26 protein-coding genes and 1 tRNA gene are annotated in these 12,918 nt (G+C 63.5%); all 27 read right to left on the bottom strand.

What is annotated here, in order from left to right; all coding sequences use genetic code 11:
- Positions 1-269: 269 nt before the first annotated feature.
- The 27 genes from DAT37_RS25115 to DAT37_RS25000 all read right to left on the bottom strand — a co-directional run bounded on the left by DAT37_RS25115 (position 270) and on the right by DAT37_RS25000 (position 12,837).
- Positions 270-557, bottom strand: coding sequence for a DUF7427 family protein (locus DAT37_RS25115; RefSeq protein WP_109527251.1), 288 nt, complete (start codon positions 555-557; stop codon positions 270-272).
- Positions 554-715: a hypothetical protein gene (locus DAT37_RS44265; RefSeq protein WP_157978668.1), complete on the bottom strand. Its 162-nt coding sequence runs from the start codon at positions 713-715 to the stop codon at positions 554-556. The genes DAT37_RS25115 and DAT37_RS44265 overlap by 4 nt, the downstream gene beginning before the upstream one ends.
- 22 nt (positions 716-737) lie before the next feature.
- Positions 738-992 carry a glutaredoxin family protein gene (locus DAT37_RS25110; protein WP_109527250.1) on the bottom strand — a complete coding sequence of 85 codons (255 nt, stop codon included), beginning with the start codon at positions 990-992 and terminating at the stop codon, positions 738-740.
- On the bottom strand, positions 982-1,254 hold the full coding sequence (locus DAT37_RS25105; RefSeq protein WP_109527249.1) for a hypothetical protein: 273 nt from the start codon (positions 1,252-1,254) through the stop codon (positions 982-984). Before DAT37_RS25105 ends, DAT37_RS25110 begins: the two co-directional genes overlap by 11 nt.
- Entirely contained in the window at positions 1,251-2,051 is an 801-nt protein-coding gene (locus DAT37_RS25100) for a cutinase family protein (protein ID WP_232839986.1), read from the bottom strand. The genes DAT37_RS25105 and DAT37_RS25100 overlap by 4 nt, the downstream gene beginning before the upstream one ends.
- A 371-nt stretch (positions 2,052-2,422) precedes the next feature.
- Entirely contained in the window at positions 2,423-2,836 is a 414-nt protein-coding gene (locus tag DAT37_RS25095; protein WP_109527247.1) for a hypothetical protein, read from the bottom strand.
- 8 nt (positions 2,837-2,844) lie between these two features.
- Positions 2,845-3,024 carry a hypothetical protein gene (locus tag DAT37_RS25090; RefSeq protein WP_109527246.1) on the bottom strand — a complete coding sequence of 60 codons (180 nt, stop codon included), beginning with the start codon at positions 3,022-3,024 and terminating at the stop codon, positions 2,845-2,847.
- A complete protein-coding gene (locus tag DAT37_RS25085; RefSeq protein ID WP_109527245.1) occupies positions 3,021-3,230 on the bottom strand; it encodes a hypothetical protein in 210 nt (69 codons plus the stop codon). Before DAT37_RS25085 ends, DAT37_RS25090 begins: the two co-directional genes overlap by 4 nt.
- A 62-nt stretch (positions 3,231-3,292) precedes the next feature.
- Positions 3,293-3,472, bottom strand: coding sequence for a hypothetical protein (locus tag DAT37_RS25080; protein ID WP_157978666.1), 180 nt, complete (start codon positions 3,470-3,472; stop codon positions 3,293-3,295).
- An 88-nt stretch (positions 3,473-3,560) separates the two neighbouring features.
- Positions 3,561-3,803, bottom strand: coding sequence for a hypothetical protein (locus DAT37_RS25075; RefSeq protein ID WP_109527243.1), 243 nt, complete (start codon positions 3,801-3,803; stop codon positions 3,561-3,563).
- A gap of 123 nt (positions 3,804-3,926) precedes the next feature.
- A tRNA-Met gene (locus DAT37_RS25070) sits at positions 3,927-3,998 on the bottom strand.
- Between the two features lie 975 nt (positions 3,999-4,973).
- The gene (locus DAT37_RS25065; RefSeq protein ID WP_109527242.1) at positions 4,974-5,720 is read right to left on the bottom strand and encodes a hypothetical protein; all 747 of its coding nucleotides are present in this window, start codon (positions 5,718-5,720) and stop codon (positions 4,974-4,976) included.
- On the bottom strand, positions 5,717-6,034 hold the full coding sequence (locus tag DAT37_RS44260) for a hypothetical protein (RefSeq protein ID WP_157978665.1): 318 nt from the start codon (positions 6,032-6,034) through the stop codon (positions 5,717-5,719). The genes DAT37_RS25065 and DAT37_RS44260 overlap by 4 nt, the downstream gene beginning before the upstream one ends.
- On the bottom strand, positions 6,031-6,267 hold the full coding sequence (locus DAT37_RS25060) for a hypothetical protein (protein ID WP_109527241.1): 237 nt from the start codon (positions 6,265-6,267) through the stop codon (positions 6,031-6,033). The genes DAT37_RS44260 and DAT37_RS25060 overlap by 4 nt, the downstream gene beginning before the upstream one ends.
- Complete coding sequence (locus DAT37_RS25055; protein WP_109527240.1) at positions 6,264-6,866, bottom strand: nucleoside triphosphate pyrophosphohydrolase family protein; 603 nt, start codon at positions 6,864-6,866, stop codon at positions 6,264-6,266. Before DAT37_RS25055 ends, DAT37_RS25060 begins: the two co-directional genes overlap by 4 nt.
- 1 nt (position 6,867) lies before the next feature.
- Positions 6,868-7,410, bottom strand: coding sequence for a hypothetical protein (locus DAT37_RS25050; RefSeq protein ID WP_157978664.1), 543 nt, complete (start codon positions 7,408-7,410; stop codon positions 6,868-6,870).
- Positions 7,392-8,495 carry an RNA ligase gene (locus DAT37_RS25045; RefSeq protein ID WP_109527238.1) on the bottom strand — a complete coding sequence of 368 codons (1,104 nt, stop codon included), beginning with the start codon at positions 8,493-8,495 and terminating at the stop codon, positions 7,392-7,394. Before DAT37_RS25045 ends, DAT37_RS25050 begins: the two co-directional genes overlap by 19 nt.
- A 30-nt stretch (positions 8,496-8,525) precedes the next feature.
- Entirely contained in the window at positions 8,526-9,302 is a 777-nt protein-coding gene (locus DAT37_RS25040; protein ID WP_157978663.1) for a metallophosphoesterase family protein, read from the bottom strand.
- Positions 9,299-9,871, bottom strand: coding sequence for a hypothetical protein (locus DAT37_RS44255; RefSeq protein WP_157978662.1), 573 nt, complete (start codon positions 9,869-9,871; stop codon positions 9,299-9,301). The genes DAT37_RS25040 and DAT37_RS44255 overlap by 4 nt, the downstream gene beginning before the upstream one ends.
- Complete coding sequence (locus tag DAT37_RS25035) at positions 9,868-10,092, bottom strand: hypothetical protein (protein ID WP_109527236.1); 225 nt, start codon at positions 10,090-10,092, stop codon at positions 9,868-9,870. The genes DAT37_RS44255 and DAT37_RS25035 overlap by 4 nt, the downstream gene beginning before the upstream one ends.
- Positions 10,085-10,348 (bottom strand): hypothetical protein, encoded by a 264-nt coding sequence (locus DAT37_RS25030; RefSeq protein WP_109527235.1) that lies wholly within the window; start codon positions 10,346-10,348, stop codon positions 10,085-10,087. The genes DAT37_RS25035 and DAT37_RS25030 overlap by 8 nt, the downstream gene beginning before the upstream one ends.
- The gene (locus tag DAT37_RS25025; protein WP_157978661.1) at positions 10,348-10,518 is read right to left on the bottom strand and encodes a hypothetical protein; all 171 of its coding nucleotides are present in this window, start codon (positions 10,516-10,518) and stop codon (positions 10,348-10,350) included. Before DAT37_RS25025 ends, DAT37_RS25030 begins: the two co-directional genes overlap by 1 nt.
- Entirely contained in the window at positions 10,515-10,943 is a 429-nt protein-coding gene (locus tag DAT37_RS25020) for a DUF6221 family protein (protein ID WP_109527233.1), read from the bottom strand. Before DAT37_RS25020 ends, DAT37_RS25025 begins: the two co-directional genes overlap by 4 nt.
- On the bottom strand, positions 10,940-11,119 hold the full coding sequence (locus tag DAT37_RS25015) for a hypothetical protein (protein ID WP_109527232.1): 180 nt from the start codon (positions 11,117-11,119) through the stop codon (positions 10,940-10,942). Before DAT37_RS25015 ends, DAT37_RS25020 begins: the two co-directional genes overlap by 4 nt.
- Positions 11,116-11,778: a DUF7341 domain-containing protein gene (locus DAT37_RS25010; protein ID WP_456320124.1), complete on the bottom strand. Its 663-nt coding sequence runs from the start codon at positions 11,776-11,778 to the stop codon at positions 11,116-11,118. The genes DAT37_RS25015 and DAT37_RS25010 overlap by 4 nt, the downstream gene beginning before the upstream one ends.
- Positions 11,753-12,559, bottom strand: coding sequence for a hypothetical protein (locus DAT37_RS25005; RefSeq protein WP_109527230.1), 807 nt, complete (start codon positions 12,557-12,559; stop codon positions 11,753-11,755). Before DAT37_RS25005 ends, DAT37_RS25010 begins: the two co-directional genes overlap by 26 nt.
- Entirely contained in the window at positions 12,559-12,837 is a 279-nt protein-coding gene (locus DAT37_RS25000) for a hypothetical protein (protein WP_109527229.1), read from the bottom strand. The genes DAT37_RS25005 and DAT37_RS25000 overlap by 1 nt, the downstream gene beginning before the upstream one ends.
- Positions 12,838-12,918 lie beyond the last annotated feature (81 nt).

Below are 12,918 nucleotides of genomic sequence, written 5' to 3'. Positions count from 1 at the left end.
GTGGGGCAAGAGATGTGCGTCTTGCCGTGCGCGTGGAAGCGAACTCGCCGTGATCATTTTACGTCGCATACCAACCGGTGCGATGTAACTCGGTGTACGCTGGTGGCATGGAAGCTCGGGACGAGTTGTTGCGTCATTTGCACTTCTATGCGCAGATGGACGCGGAGGTGCAGGCTGGGCGTGGCGCGGAGATCGCGCGCCTACGGGAGGTGGTCGATCCGTGCACGGGGAAGCCGTTCACGTGGGAGGTTTTGGCGGTCGCTGCGGGCCTATCGAGGCAGGGTGCGAACCAGGCGGTGAACCGTTATGTCGAGTCGCTTTCGAGCGCCCGGGATGTGAGCCAGCGGGTCGACGCGGGCGGGTAGCCAGTTGACGAGGTGCAGGGCGGTGATGATGATCGCCGCCCGCACAAGGATCGGGTGCCGTTCGATGGCCCGATCGACGCCTTCGCTGAGCAACTGGCCCGTCGGTGCGATCTCTTCGGCTACGGCCACGACGGTGCCGACGATCAGCCACAGATGCCACGCCCGGATTCGGGCACGGAACGTGGTGATCATTCTTCGCCCTCTGCCTCCGCGATCATGACGGCCTGGAAGAACGGTATCTGCGACATGGTTTGCAGCATGGCGGCCATGAGGTCGATGGTCGAAACCTGTTCGATCTGTTGGGTTTCGAGTTCGAGCTTTGGAGGCCACAGGCTGAGTCGGAATTTCATTTGGCCTCCGATGTTGTGGGGGTTATTCGTCGACCTGGGGCCGCATGGAAGCCGCTAACGCTTCGATCTTGGTGAGCCGGAATCCGGTCCAATGGTCTTCGCCTGCGACGACAACGGGCGCTGCTGTGTAGCCGAGCCCTTTGATGTAGGCGAGCGCATCAGGATCCTCGGTGACGTCGATGCGTGCGTGCGCGATGCCGAGCTGGTCGAGCTTGCGGGCTGTCGCCTTGCAGGGCTGGCAACCAGGGCTGGAGTAGAGAGTGACGTCAGGCGGCATTCACAGCCGCCTTCGTCTTTGCCAGACTTTCCTGTGCCGCTTCGAGGATCTTGGACGCGACGAGTTCACGTGCAGCGAACCAAGTTACGCCGTCGAAACTCTTGAGCCGTTCTGTGTACTGCTCGTGGGTCAGAACCAGAACTTCGGTCACCGGACGGCCAGTCAGTTCGGCCATCGCACGGACGTCGATCGTCGCCCACAGATTCCAGTCATGAGGAAGGTAATCCCGCCAACCAATCGAGCCAGTGTCGGTCATCGTCATCCAATCGGCGGGATCGCGGGCAGCGGAGGTGGAACGAAGTTGTTGACCTCGGGCGGCAGGAACGCTTCAACCTCATCCGGGATCCACGCCGACAGCGGTGTGGGCCGATACGGTCCGGGGTCGAGCAGTTCGAACGACGGCAGCGGTCCGGGCTCCCATGTCGGCAGCGGCGCGGTGGGTGCGTCCGGGATGCCTGTCGGTGTCGATTCGGGCAGCCACGGGATAGGTGCGGGACGATCCACCAGATAGTCACCGGGCGGCAGTCCATCGGCCTCGTCCGGCGCGTAGTAATGCCAGCCGAGCGCATAGCCAGCCCAGCCCTGAACGAACTTCGCAGGATCGGACCAGGGCGCGGGGGAATCGCAGATCGCATCGAACTCGTGGCAGACGGTCGTCACATTCGAGGCAGGATCGCGCGGGCCAGGCGAGGAGATGCCCGGGATGATGCCTGGAAGCGCGTCATAGATGCCGCCAGGACGCCGCGGATCGCCGAACGTCACTACCTCGTCAGCGCCCGCCTGGTCCGCGAATTCGGCGCCCAGACTGTGCCCGATGACTTTGACGTGTCCGCCGGGGCATTCCTCGCGATAGGCGGCGACACGGGCTTGCAGGCGTGCGCGGCCATCGTTGACAGACTCGTCCTTCGTGTACGGACCGGTAGGCCACACCGAGGATTTGTAGTCGAGCGCTTCGACCCGGTTGCCTTGTGCCGCTTCGGCTTCGAGCATGTCACCGACGATCGTCGGCCGCCCGAAATTGGTGTTGGCGCGTTCACCGTTGCCGCCGACACCGATCACCAACGGGCGACAGTCGGGGCCGTCAGCGACAGCATGCCCGGAAGCGAAGACGAGAGGGCCGAGCGCGATCACGCAGACGAGTGCGGTTCGTGCGCAGGAGTTGAGGGACATGACGCCTCCTGGCGTTATGAAGTTGTGGGAAGCTGTGCCCCGCCGACTCCCGAGGTAGCGAAACCGGTCGGCGGGGCAGCCGCGGCGCACATCGGCTGCCAGCGGCCCCGCCACGAGATCCCTACGGCCCGTTGGGGCGGCCCCTGAGCGAATGGGGCACGAGGGTGTGGCGGAAAGGGTTGCGGTAGGCGTTCTCTGGGCAGCACCGCCACTACCTCTATTTGCGTTACCTCATCGAGGTCGCACCGCACGTAGGGCGGTTAGCTTGCGTTGTATTCGAGGAGCGCCCGATCGATCTCGTCGAAGAACCAATCGAAGGGGCTCATTGGCGGGGATGGTTCGACCAGGGCCAATGGAACGGGCGGGCCGCCTTCACCATTGGGCCACACGATGTCCCACGACTGCTTCAGGATGAGCTTCGCGCCCGTCAGCGTGGTCGTGTCACCGATGACACGAACGAACGTGATGCCGTCTTCCATCAGCGCGAAACGGTCACCGCCAGCAGTGACGGTGATGTAGTCGGCGTAGGCGTCGGCGGTGATGGCGATCTCGCCCGCGAGGTAGGTTTTCGTGCCCGCCGAATAGGTGTCGATGGTGGCGACGGCTTCCTCGGGCACGGTGTAGATCGCCGCGAGATCGTCGTTGTAGGTGGTGGCGTAGACGGTGAACGTCAACGGGGCTCCTAGTTGAATGGGGGCGGAGTATTGGCGGGCGCGAGGTGGATCGTCGCGCCGTTTGCGTTCGGGGTGCGGCCGACCTCGCGGAACCGTTGGCCCTCGATGAACCAGTCCAAGCCGGGAACCGTGGGATGAAAGTCGGGCGTGCAGTAGCCGTCGGGTGTGGCGGGGTCGGTCTCGGTCATCGCGTCTCCAGCCAGTTCAGTTCGTCGGCGGTGTAGTGGCGGCATCCGCAGTCGACCCCGCCTTTCGGGCAGGCGCGATGCTCGACCTCGGGCGGATCCTCGTACTCGGTGCGCCAGTTGGCGACGGCACGGTTCTCGCGGCGGCGTTGCGTCTGCTTATCAGGCTGGTAGCCGCAACCGTCCCAGCATCCGAAGCATTTCTTCATTTGACCGGTCCGAAGCCCGTAGACGGTGGGGCGACCGCCAGTTTTGCCTAGCATCCGCGCCATCACTGCGTCTGTCCCCACTCGATCGCCCGAATGAGGTCATCCCGCAGCTCGATAGCTTCATCTAGATCGAGCAGCAGGTCAGCACCATCACAAATCAAGACTTGCCCCGGTTTGGCCCAGCGGAGGTACCTGTTGCCCTCGGGTGGCACAACCGAGACTTCCAACTCGCCGAACCGCATTTGCTTCTCCTGGCAGAGTGGGGAATGAGAACCGCCCGCCCCTCCCTGGTGCGGGAGTGGACGGGCGGCCATGACTAACTGCGGCAGATCAGGCGAGTTCGATCGGTTCGCCGATCACGGCGCCATCCGCTTCGCGGCGGCCATAGAACGCAACCGGGGAGGCGTCCTCGTCCAGCCAAAGAATCCAGGACGAGCCGTCTTCGCGTACGCCCTCAACCCAACCCGCATACGAGTGCACTACCTCGCGGCTGACTTCGCCGTCGCCGTCATAGTGGACCTTGGTGATGTTGCCTTCGCTGGGCTTGTAGCGGCCGATGGTGATGTTCTGCATGGATGCTCCTCATTGATGGGATCCGGAACATCCATCCGGAGAGTTAAGCCCGCCGCCAGAGGCAGAGGGTGGTGTAGCTAAATCCGGCCCGCTCCCGAGTTGCCGGGGCGGGCCGAACGATTGTGGCGGCAGCGGGAATCGGACCCGCGACTTCGGCATATGAAACCGACGGGATACCAACTCCCCCATGCCGCAATGGAGCCGTTTGATGTCGAAGTGGCTCAACTCCGTCAGGCGCTATCGCGAAATCGCGCCCTTCCCCATATCGAGGGTCAGCCGCCAGTTTTTTTCGGGAGACACTGGAAACTCCCGCTCATGCGACGGCGGCCCGCAGGCGCATACGTCCTGCGGACCAACCGTCCAGTGGTCGCCCCGAGTGATCAACTACTAACTCAGAGTTAATAGTTGACCACTCGGGACTGGTGGGCTTTGAATCCCACTGCTCGGCATCCCGTGGTGCCGCAACACTTTCGCACCCCAACAGCCTCGCCGTCCGACGACTTCCGTTGAGACACTTCCGGCCTCTCCGCGAAGAGATCAGCGAAGTTAAGCGGTGGGGAGAGTTACCAGCTCTCCGATCGGGGCATGAATCGTAAGTATGATTAGTCCCGAAGCTACGACCCGGCCGCTAAGCATCGGTTTCCGCCCGCTAAGGCTTCCCCTCAGGCACTCGCCCGTTGAGATCCCGTAAGTCGCACACATTGTGGCCCGATTCGCACACGCCACACACTCTGTCACCACCAGCGCAACTAGCTAGGCTGCGCTTTGCTCTCCTGCCGGAACTCGAATCCGGGTCACCGCCGTCGCGGGGCTCTATCCCATTGAGCTACAGGAGACGCCATCACATGTCCTCGGGGGGAGGCCGAAGCCCGCGAGTCCCGAGGCTCAAATTGCCGTAGAGGGCGGCCCACCGTGAGGTGGCGGAAGGCTCTACAGCGACAGCTAGACCCCACATTCCCGGGCGCGGGGTCCGCGTGATTCCTTCAGTCCTGAAGCGGAAAACCGCCTCTGGGCATAAAGCATCGCCTCAATTTGAGCATTTCCCCAGGTCGACGTCTAGTCGCCACCCCTATTTATGTCACTCAGGGACCGCTTTATGACATAAATAGGGGCTACTACCTGCGGGAACAAATCCCTTGTGATTTGCGCCACTTGCGGGCCGAAATTGCCCTAGGCCGCCGCTTTGATCGCCTGCCGCAGGATCGCCTGCACTTCCTCGCGCGGCTTGTTCTTCCATGCGCTCAGCGGTTCCAGCCCCCAGCAGTAGTACAGGTGATACTCGTCCTCGAACTCCGACCGGTCTACGCCGATGATCGGCAAGATGAGGTCGACGGCATGCTTCCACATGGCGTACATGCCTTTTGGTGGGCAAGCGAACCCTGACTCTGCCCACGCCCAGCGATCCGGGCAAATCCCATCCTCGATCGACTGCCACAGGTCGACGCCAGCGTTCTCCGCAGCGGCAGTGAACGCTTCGGCCAAGGTGATGCGGATGGCCCGCTTCTCCTCGTCGCGCCGAGGAAAGTCGGCTTGGATCATCGGTTCACGGCCTTCGACCCATGCGCGGACGGCTTCTATGTCGTCGAGTCCATCAGTGCCGAGGAAATTGATCGGGAACGAGATGTCTTTGAGCCAGACGCCCGGGATGCCACAGTCGAACGTCACTACGAGCTGTTTGCGGGCGAGGTCGTAGGCTTCACAGAAGCGAACGGGCATGCCTACGTCGCCGACGAGGCGCGACCGCACTTGTTCGGCGAGTACGCCTGTAGCCCAAACAGCGTTCGGGCGGTCGCGGGCACGGTTGTGCCGCCACGCTTCGGCTTCATCGAAGGTGGTGACGGTGTCGCCCGTCCGGATCGCGTCCGCATAGGCGTTGCACCACTTTTCGCGGGAAGCCTCTACCTGCTCGTCGGTCACGCCGCCACTCTCCCTGTTTTCGGATTCATCCTGGTTCCTTGCTTTTGCCGCACTCTGCCGACACCTTTCGGTCCGTAGAACAGGCTTTTCGGCACCTCGCCAGATGCGACTTCGACGGCCACGTGGCCGACATGCCACGCACCTGCGCGGTTCTTACGGCACCGATACGCCTGCAACCGTTTGCCCGGGTATTCGCGGCGACCGTACAGTTTCGCGGCTTTCCTGCTCTCGAATGACCGTTTGCCGCATGAGCATTCGCCGATGTAGCCGTCACGCAGCCAAGGCGACAGGAGGTGCGGGCCGTAGCGGGTCACCGCCGACTCTCCTCAAGCCATCGGCTCACGGCCCATTCGACATGCTTGGCTTCACTGACCGGAACGACGATGCGGATGAGCAGCATTGACGCGAACCAGCCGCGCTCCTCCTCGATGTCGATGTCGAATGCGTTGTTCCAGCAGAAGGCCCTCAGCTGCCGTTTCACCGCACCGCGCAGGTCGAAGCTGGCTCGGATTGTCCAGCGGAGTTCTCTCGTGGCGGTGGCGTTCATGCCGCCTCCGGTGGCGCGAGGATGCTGGCGAGGTCGGGCGGCGAGAAGTTCGGCCCCTTCTGGATCTTGCCGCCCTCGTCGCGGATCACCCTGCCGTCAACCAGCTTCGAGGCGTTCGACACGGCCACGGCATGCCAGATCCGATCCAGCGGCAGTTGCAGCAGCACGGTGAGCGACAGCAGTTGATACATGCCCCGATGCCCGAGCATGTCGACCGCTTCGGGGCTGCCTGCGCGGATCGCGGCCCTCAACTCGCGGTCGGTGGTTTCGAGTTCGCCGATCCATGTTTCGGCGCCCGCGGGTGGCAGGTTTTCCCACGTCGGCCGTCCGGGTGCGGGCACGATGAGGTCGATGTGTTCACGTGCCAACCCGAGTCGCAGCAGGAGTCCCGCACGCACCCAAAGACTGTCTGCGATGCCATCAGCAACCTCGATCATGTCGCGTGCGCGTAGGGCGGTGGCGAGTTCGTTGCGTTCCTCGTTGATGAGTCGGATGGCGAGGTTGATGTCGGCGGGTGCGACCCAACCGGGTTCGTCGCGTTGCACCACGTCGGCGGCTGATTGCCATTCGCGGACCGAACGCCAGATGTCGTGTGTCATTTCAGCTCCAAAGCTTCGGGAGGGTGTCGATGAAGTCGTGGCGGGCCTGCTGGATTCGGGCTTCCCGGGCGTCTTCACGCTCTCGGTAGGCCGCGAATGCTGCGTGCCTCTCAGCGCCGTCGAGTCGGAACCGCGCACCGCTCGGATGGATGACTGCCATCTCGTCCTCGGTGAACCTGGCGTGCCGTTCGGAGAGGCGCGCGATGAGGGCTTCCCATTCCTCGCGGTACGCCTCGTTGTTCGCGCACGAGTAGCCGAGGTGATAGCGCAGCGATGCGATGGCGAGAGAATCGAAGCTGGCGTCGAATTCGTCCAGGATCCAGCCGATGGGCAGGTTGAATCCGACGAGTTTCGCGTACGACTGCCCGCACCCGTTGAACGTGAGCGTCCATGGTCCGAGCGGCATCCACCAGACGTGTTCACGGCATCGACCGCGGGCATGTCCCCAGCATGGACCGTCGGCCGGGTAGCGGGTGTGCACGTCGACCGACCAGCCGAGGCCCGGGATGTAGAGGGATTTGAACATCAGGAGTCCTGATTCCACATGCGGGTGTCACCTTCGGGGCGAAGTCGCTTCCAGATCGCCGCGTCGACACGCACTTTGTCGTCGTCCCACAGCAGGAACATGAGCGGCTTCAAGTCGTTGGGAAGATCGGCGACCAGGGCTGCGAATTCCTTGCGCGTGCGGGTCTCGGATTCGCGTTCGAGGCGGGCGACGGCCAGGAGGAAGTTATGGCTGGCTCGGCCGTCGATGTCGTCGTAGGCGGTCCACAGGTCGTCCCATACCTGCGTTACCCAGCCGTGGAATTCGTCGGGGATGTCGCCGATCAGGTCTTCGAATGTGCCGCCTGCTGACATGTGCTCCCATACGGCGCGGGCGTTCAGTCCGGTCACGAGCTTGTGGAGGCGCAGGTAGTCGGCCTGCTTGATCTTCACGAGCTGCCCGTTGTCGAACTGGACGACGATTCCTTCCGCGTTCGGTCGCGGCGGGAGGGCGAGCGCGTCGCGCAGGGTCGCAGCATCGAATGTGCGTGCCACCCGACCGGGATAGGTCGAGGCCGAGGGCGCGAACGTTGCCCCGGTGTCAATGCTCCTGCCGCCGAGCAACACCAGGTCTTCGAAGTCGTAGTCGACGACGATACGGTTGTCTCCGTAGATGATCTCGAAGAGATAGGTGTGGCCTGGTTCGGGCTGCCAGATCGGGTCATCGGCGTAGTGCTCGTCATAGAAGCGGGTAGCCCATTCGGCCTGTTCGCTTTCGAAGCTGCCTCGCGTGGCGATGATGTGACCGCTACCGTCAGGCTTGGGCGCGAGGATGCCGAGTGAACCGTCGAGTTTGTCGAACACCTTGACGGGTGCGCCGAGGTCGAGCGCGGGGAACTTCTGCCCGTCATGCTCGGTGTGGTTGTGGAACTTGGTGAACGGTCGCGCAACCACATAGCCCTGATCGTCGATGACCAGGCCACGGCATTGGGTTGTCGCCGCATTCCAGATGCCCTCGTACGCTGCGGTTTCGGTGTAGTTGAGGATTCGGTACGGGTAGACGGGGTGTCGCCGCTCTCGGATGTAGCCCTGTTCGAGCATGTCGGAGAGCAAGCGTGGCTCAACAAGTTGGTCGATACGGATCATGCATCTAGATTACATCATCACGCAACTGTTCTAACGCAATGCAGCCAAGTCTACGACGACCACGTTGTCTCCGATCGGCGCGAAGTCGGCGTCGAGGATGTCGACCTGCGTGCGATGGTTGCGGGCCACGAGTTCGGCCGACAGGCGGCAGTGATAGTGGCCGGCGAACAGTCGTTTGGGGCGGACAACGGAGACGACCTCGCGCAGTACCCGCCGATTCCGTTCCGCGGCCTCCAACTCGCGCGCCTGGAAGCCGTACGGGTTGCCTTCGATCGACGGAATGCGTACACCAGCAGGTACGTCATGGCAGAGCATCACGTCAGCCCGCCCACCCTCGCACGCCCGCAACGCATCCCCCGCGCCGATCGTCTCCCCAGGCCACCATTCGACGTGCGGGGTGCGCCAAGGTCGGTCAACACTGTGTGCGCCACCCAATGCCAGGAATGAGACGCCCGTCCAAGTCCAGCGGTATCCGCGCGGGAGGTAGTAGACGTTCGGGCGGATCGGGATCGGGACGTGTCCATGCTCGGCGACGAGGGCTTGCAGCGCGACGTGGTTGTCATGGTTGCCGTCGATCCACGCAACGGGCATGTCGTAGTCGGCCGCCGCTTCGGCCACCTCATCGAGGAAGTTCGGTGACCCGTCGAAGTTCTCGCGCATGTCGTACGCGAAATCGCCAAGTTGGATGACGGCCTGTGCTCCATGCGTCTTCGCGTATCGGATCGCGGCCCGCATACGTTGGGCGTTCGCGTGGACGTCGCCGACCAGCGCGACGACGAGCGGGTGCAGATCCTCGAACGCGGTCACTGCGACTCCGTGAGCGACGCAAGGCAGTGGGCGAGGAAGTCGACGGGCAACTCCCCCTTGACCTCCATGTCGCGCCCGATGTACTTGTACCACTCGACGGTTGCCCCAGTCGGTTTGTACCGGAAGTTGGGGCGCACGACAGGGCAGGTGGCGGGGTGTGGGTTGTCGGACCGCCATGCCTGATGGGCGGCTCCGCGCGGGCAGGTGCAGTGGTATGCGGAGCCTTGTTCGGGCAGGCCCCATTCGCGCGCGAAGTCGGCGTAGTCGAGCCCGGTGCCTGTGCCTGTGGTGCGTCGTTGAAACTCGGTCTGGTAGCAGTCGTCAGCGTGCGGGTGGGCGTCGACCCAATCGCTTTCGACGGTTTCCCATCCGCAGGTGCAGTCGTCCCACCAGAACGGGAACATGGCGAAGACGTCTGTCTCGTGCTCGATGCCGTACCCATATCTGCCGCCCAGTCCGCCCCCACCATCTTCGCCCGTCAGGTCGCAGATGGCTTCGGTGAGCGTTCGGAGGTCTTCGCTGATGCGGTCGGTGGACCGTTCGGGAAGGTGCAGGATGATGCCGTTCATTCGTTTCCCTCCAACAGTCCCGCGAAGTACTCGCGTTCGTCGTAGTGCGCTCCGATCGCGACCCATGCGAGGCGGTGTCGGATGGTCGCGTATTGGCCGACGCGATGCATGTCGGCTAACTCCTCGAAGGTGCAGCCGCATCGGTGGAGCGCGTTGCGGATGGCGTGCGCGGTGTCGAGGTCGGTCACCACGAGCACTTCGCATCCGGTGTCGTCACTCATCGTCATCTCCCGGTTCTGGGTCGACCGTGTGCGCGCGGATGTAGTAGGCGTCGACGGAGTGGTAGTCACAGCCAGGGCCGAGCGGGTGCACGACGTGCGCGGACCATCCCCAGTCGGTCGTCTTCCAGTCGAGGGCGCGGCCCAGAAAGGCGTCCATGTACGCTTGGGCCTTTTCGATGCTGGTGAAGATGCCTTCGAGGTCTGCGGATTCTTCGCCGTCGCCATGAGATTCGAGCACGTAGACCACGGGTTTCATCACGCCTCGTCCCATTCCAGTCCATCGAACCACTCATCGAAGTCGGTCCATTCCGACGTCCAGTAGGCGTCGATTTGGCTTTGTGAGCCTGCCTCGAACGCTTCCCGCGCAATCTCTTTCAACTCCGCGCCGCTCATGACGAGGGCTTCTTCCGGGTCGAGCGCGCTCATGCTGTCCACTCCTGATTGAAATCGGGATGGTCGGACCAGATAGCGGCGATCGGGCCGAGGTTGTCCCGCACCGCCTCGGCATGGTGAGGCTTCAAGATGCTGCCAAATTCGTTCTCCAGGTCCTCTTGCAGCACGGCCAGGCGTTCGACGACGTGCCGGATGGCAGTCGCCTGCCGCAGCACCCGCGCCGGATCGTGGCGAGCGATATGCTCCGCCTCCGCCTCCAGCGGATAACCCTCGCCATAGACGATCGTGTGGCGGCATGCAATCCATTCGAGGTCGTTGGGGTCGGGGTGAACTACCCTGCCGCCACCGACACCACCGAAGTCCTTGGAGGTCCACCAGTTCGGCGAACGCTCGCCGCCGTCAAGCGCGATCCGCTCATCCTCTGCCAATCGCGCCTCAATGAATGCCTCGATGCTCACGCCGCCTCCTTGGGTTCGTGGACCGTGTTGCCGTCCGTGCGGGCAATCAGCGCGCTCCCCAGCCAATACGCTTCCTTCGCATCGAGGTCAGCAGAGATCACCCCGCCTTGCGCGGGCTCCAACTGGAGCCGAATGGCATCGCCGTTGACGAACACGAAAACCCTTGCGCCGCTCACGCCGCCTCCTTCACAATTCCGTCTGGTGTCGCCGCCCCGATCAATGCCGCGAGGGTGACGTATTCCGCGGGCTCCCACGTCTCCCCGCACGCTGCACAGCCCGCGCCGATGGTGGTGAGTTGCAGCGCGTACCGTCGCGTCTGCTCCCCCGCGCTATCGGCGACCACGTACGTTTCACCGCAGGCAGGGCATGGCACCGTGAGTTCTTTCACGGCGGGCGCATACCCGAGCAGCGTGTGAATGCTGCCGACCCATCCGTGAATGATGTGGGTCATGCGTTGGAGTGCGGCAACGTCGTCGGGCGCCCACCGGTAGTCGACCAGTAGTTGCAGTCGCGTCACTGTGACAGACAGGTCGGCGGCGTCAGGTCGGGTCCGCCACCAGGTCGCTACGGTGCGGTCGATTTGGTGCAGCAGCGAGGACGCGTCGATCCATACGGGCGGTTTGCTTTTGTAGCTGACACCCGTCGAATGCTCCGAACGCTGCCCGTGATGGCGTGCCTCCACCAGCTCCGAATACAGGCTGTCGAGGAAAACCGTGCCCGTCTCATCGCCGCGCACGATCGTTTCAGCCCGACGCCCGATCAACGCGCGCACAGCATCATCGAATCCGCGATGCGCGCCAGCAACCAACTCATTCACGAGACACCTCCACCTCATCAACGGGATCAGGCGAACGGAATCCGCTCGCCGCCCGCTGTTTCAACACCCATGCCTCTGCCGCTGCCTGCGCGTCCAACGCCCAGTCCTTGCGGCGCTCCTGCAACGTCACGCCGTAGCCGTAGGTGCGGTCACCTTTCCAGCCGGACAGGTCGAGACGGCTCGGAACCCCTTTTGGCACGTCGACGTCGGCCACCCACGATTCGACCCGCTTCTTCGCTTTCGGCCGCCCGAACGTCCGCCGCTGCAACTTCACAGTGGCCGGATAGTCGGCTTCGGGCATCCGCAACACTGTCTCCGCGGACTCGACATCCTCGTGCCAGTAGCGCCGTTCACCGAACAGGACATCGAGCGGGTTGAGTTTGAAGGATCGGTCACGCCACTCGGCGAACTCGCCTCGCTCCCAATGCCCGTCGTGGGTCCAGACTTTCAGCCACAGACTGCCGTCGTGGATCGCTACTTGCAGGTCGCGGCCTTCGTACTTGTGCCGTTCCTCGCGCGTGAGGCGTTCGGCGAGCTTGCCGCCTGCTCCGATGCCCCAGTAGATGCCGCTGCCGAGGATGGTGAGGTGCCCGTCAAACGGGGTTTCCGACCAGGTGCCGCCGACGTGGAGGCGGGCCGAGAACTCCGGTTGAGGCTTCCGTAGGATCGTCTCGAACTGGATGCTCGCCTCGCGCTTCTCGTTGCGACCGTAGAGAGTGGCGTACCAGCTCTTGTGGTGGAAAACGTCGGCGCTCGGGTCTTGCGCAGCGCGGTCGCAGGTGTAGCGGTGCAGGCGCATTACTCGGCAACCTCGCGCGCCTGGTCCTCGCTGGCCCATTTCTGGGCCGCTTCCGTAAGGTGCTCCACAGCGGGAGCGAGCAACCATGCCAGGCGCTCCCGACCGCTGACGTCTTCACGGAAAACTTGCCCCGTGACATCGACCAACCGCAAGCCGTCGGGATGGTAGACGATGAACTTGAACAGGCCCGTGCCAGCGTCGCGCGCGAAGGTGAGAGCGCGGACCAGCTCGGCGCGCACGGCTTCGGCGGCTTCTTCGATCGGGTAGGGCTCACTCATCTGCTTCTCCTGGCTCAAAGTCGTGTTCGAAGTGTTCGGCGAGTTCGTCTGCGTTGGCGAGGATGTTGTCGAGACTGCGAT

Source organism: Nocardia aurea, from assembly GCF_003123685.1.
Lineage (GTDB): Bacteria > Actinomycetota > Actinomycetes > Mycobacteriales > Mycobacteriaceae > Nocardia > Nocardia aurea.
This window is presented reverse-complemented; position numbering and strand designations above follow the sequence as displayed.

Coding starts and splice junctions, on each gene's coding strand:
- DAT37_RS25115 (WP_109527251.1), bottom strand. CDS start 557: ATGATCACCACGTTCCGTGCCCGAATCCGGGCGTGGCATCTGTGGCTG.
- DAT37_RS44265 (WP_157978668.1), bottom strand. CDS start 715: ATGAAATTCCGACTCAGCCTGTGGCCTCCAAAGCTCGAACTCGAAACC.
- DAT37_RS25110 (WP_109527250.1), bottom strand. CDS start 992: ATGCCGCCTGACGTCACTCTCTACTCCAGCCCTGGTTGCCAGCCCTGC.
- DAT37_RS25105 (WP_109527249.1), bottom strand. CDS start 1,254: ATGACGATGACCGACACTGGCTCGATTGGTTGGCGGGATTACCTTCCT.
- DAT37_RS25090 (WP_109527246.1), bottom strand. CDS start 3,024: ATGACCGAGACCGACCCCGCCACACCCGACGGCTACTGCACGCCCGAC.
- DAT37_RS25085 (WP_109527245.1), bottom strand. CDS start 3,230: ATGAAGAAATGCTTCGGATGCTGGGACGGTTGCGGCTACCAGCCTGAT.
- DAT37_RS25080 (WP_157978666.1), bottom strand. CDS start 3,472: ATGCGGTTCGGCGAGTTGGAAGTCTCGGTTGTGCCACCCGAGGGCAAC.
- DAT37_RS25075 (WP_109527243.1), bottom strand. CDS start 3,803: ATGCAGAACATCACCATCGGCCGCTACAAGCCCAGCGAAGGCAACATC.
- DAT37_RS25060 (WP_109527241.1), bottom strand. CDS start 6,267: ATGAACGCCACCGCCACGAGAGAACTCCGCTGGACAATCCGAGCCAGC.
- DAT37_RS25055 (WP_109527240.1), bottom strand. CDS start 6,866: ATGACACACGACATCTGGCGTTCGGTCCGCGAATGGCAATCAGCCGCC.
- DAT37_RS25045 (WP_109527238.1), bottom strand. CDS start 8,495: ATGATCCGTATCGACCAACTTGTTGAGCCACGCTTGCTCTCCGACATG.
- DAT37_RS44255 (WP_157978662.1), bottom strand. CDS start 9,871: ATGAACGGCATCATCCTGCACCTTCCCGAACGGTCCACCGACCGCATC.
- DAT37_RS25035 (WP_109527236.1), bottom strand. CDS start 10,092: ATGAGTGACGACACCGGATGCGAAGTGCTCGTGGTGACCGACCTCGAC.
- DAT37_RS25030 (WP_109527235.1), bottom strand. CDS start 10,348: ATGAAACCCGTGGTCTACGTGCTCGAATCTCATGGCGACGGCGAAGAA.
- DAT37_RS25025 (WP_157978661.1), bottom strand. CDS start 10,518: ATGAGCGCGCTCGACCCGGAAGAAGCCCTCGTCATGAGCGGCGCGGAG.
- DAT37_RS25010 (WP_456320124.1), bottom strand. CDS start 11,778: ATGAGGTGGAGGTGTCTCGTGAATGAGTTGGTTGCTGGCGCGCATCGC.
- DAT37_RS25005 (WP_109527230.1), bottom strand. CDS start 12,559: ATGCGCCTGCACCGCTACACCTGCGACCGCGCTGCGCAAGACCCGAGC.
- DAT37_RS25000 (WP_109527229.1), bottom strand. CDS start 12,837: ATGAGTGAGCCCTACCCGATCGAAGAAGCCGCCGAAGCCGTGCGCGCC.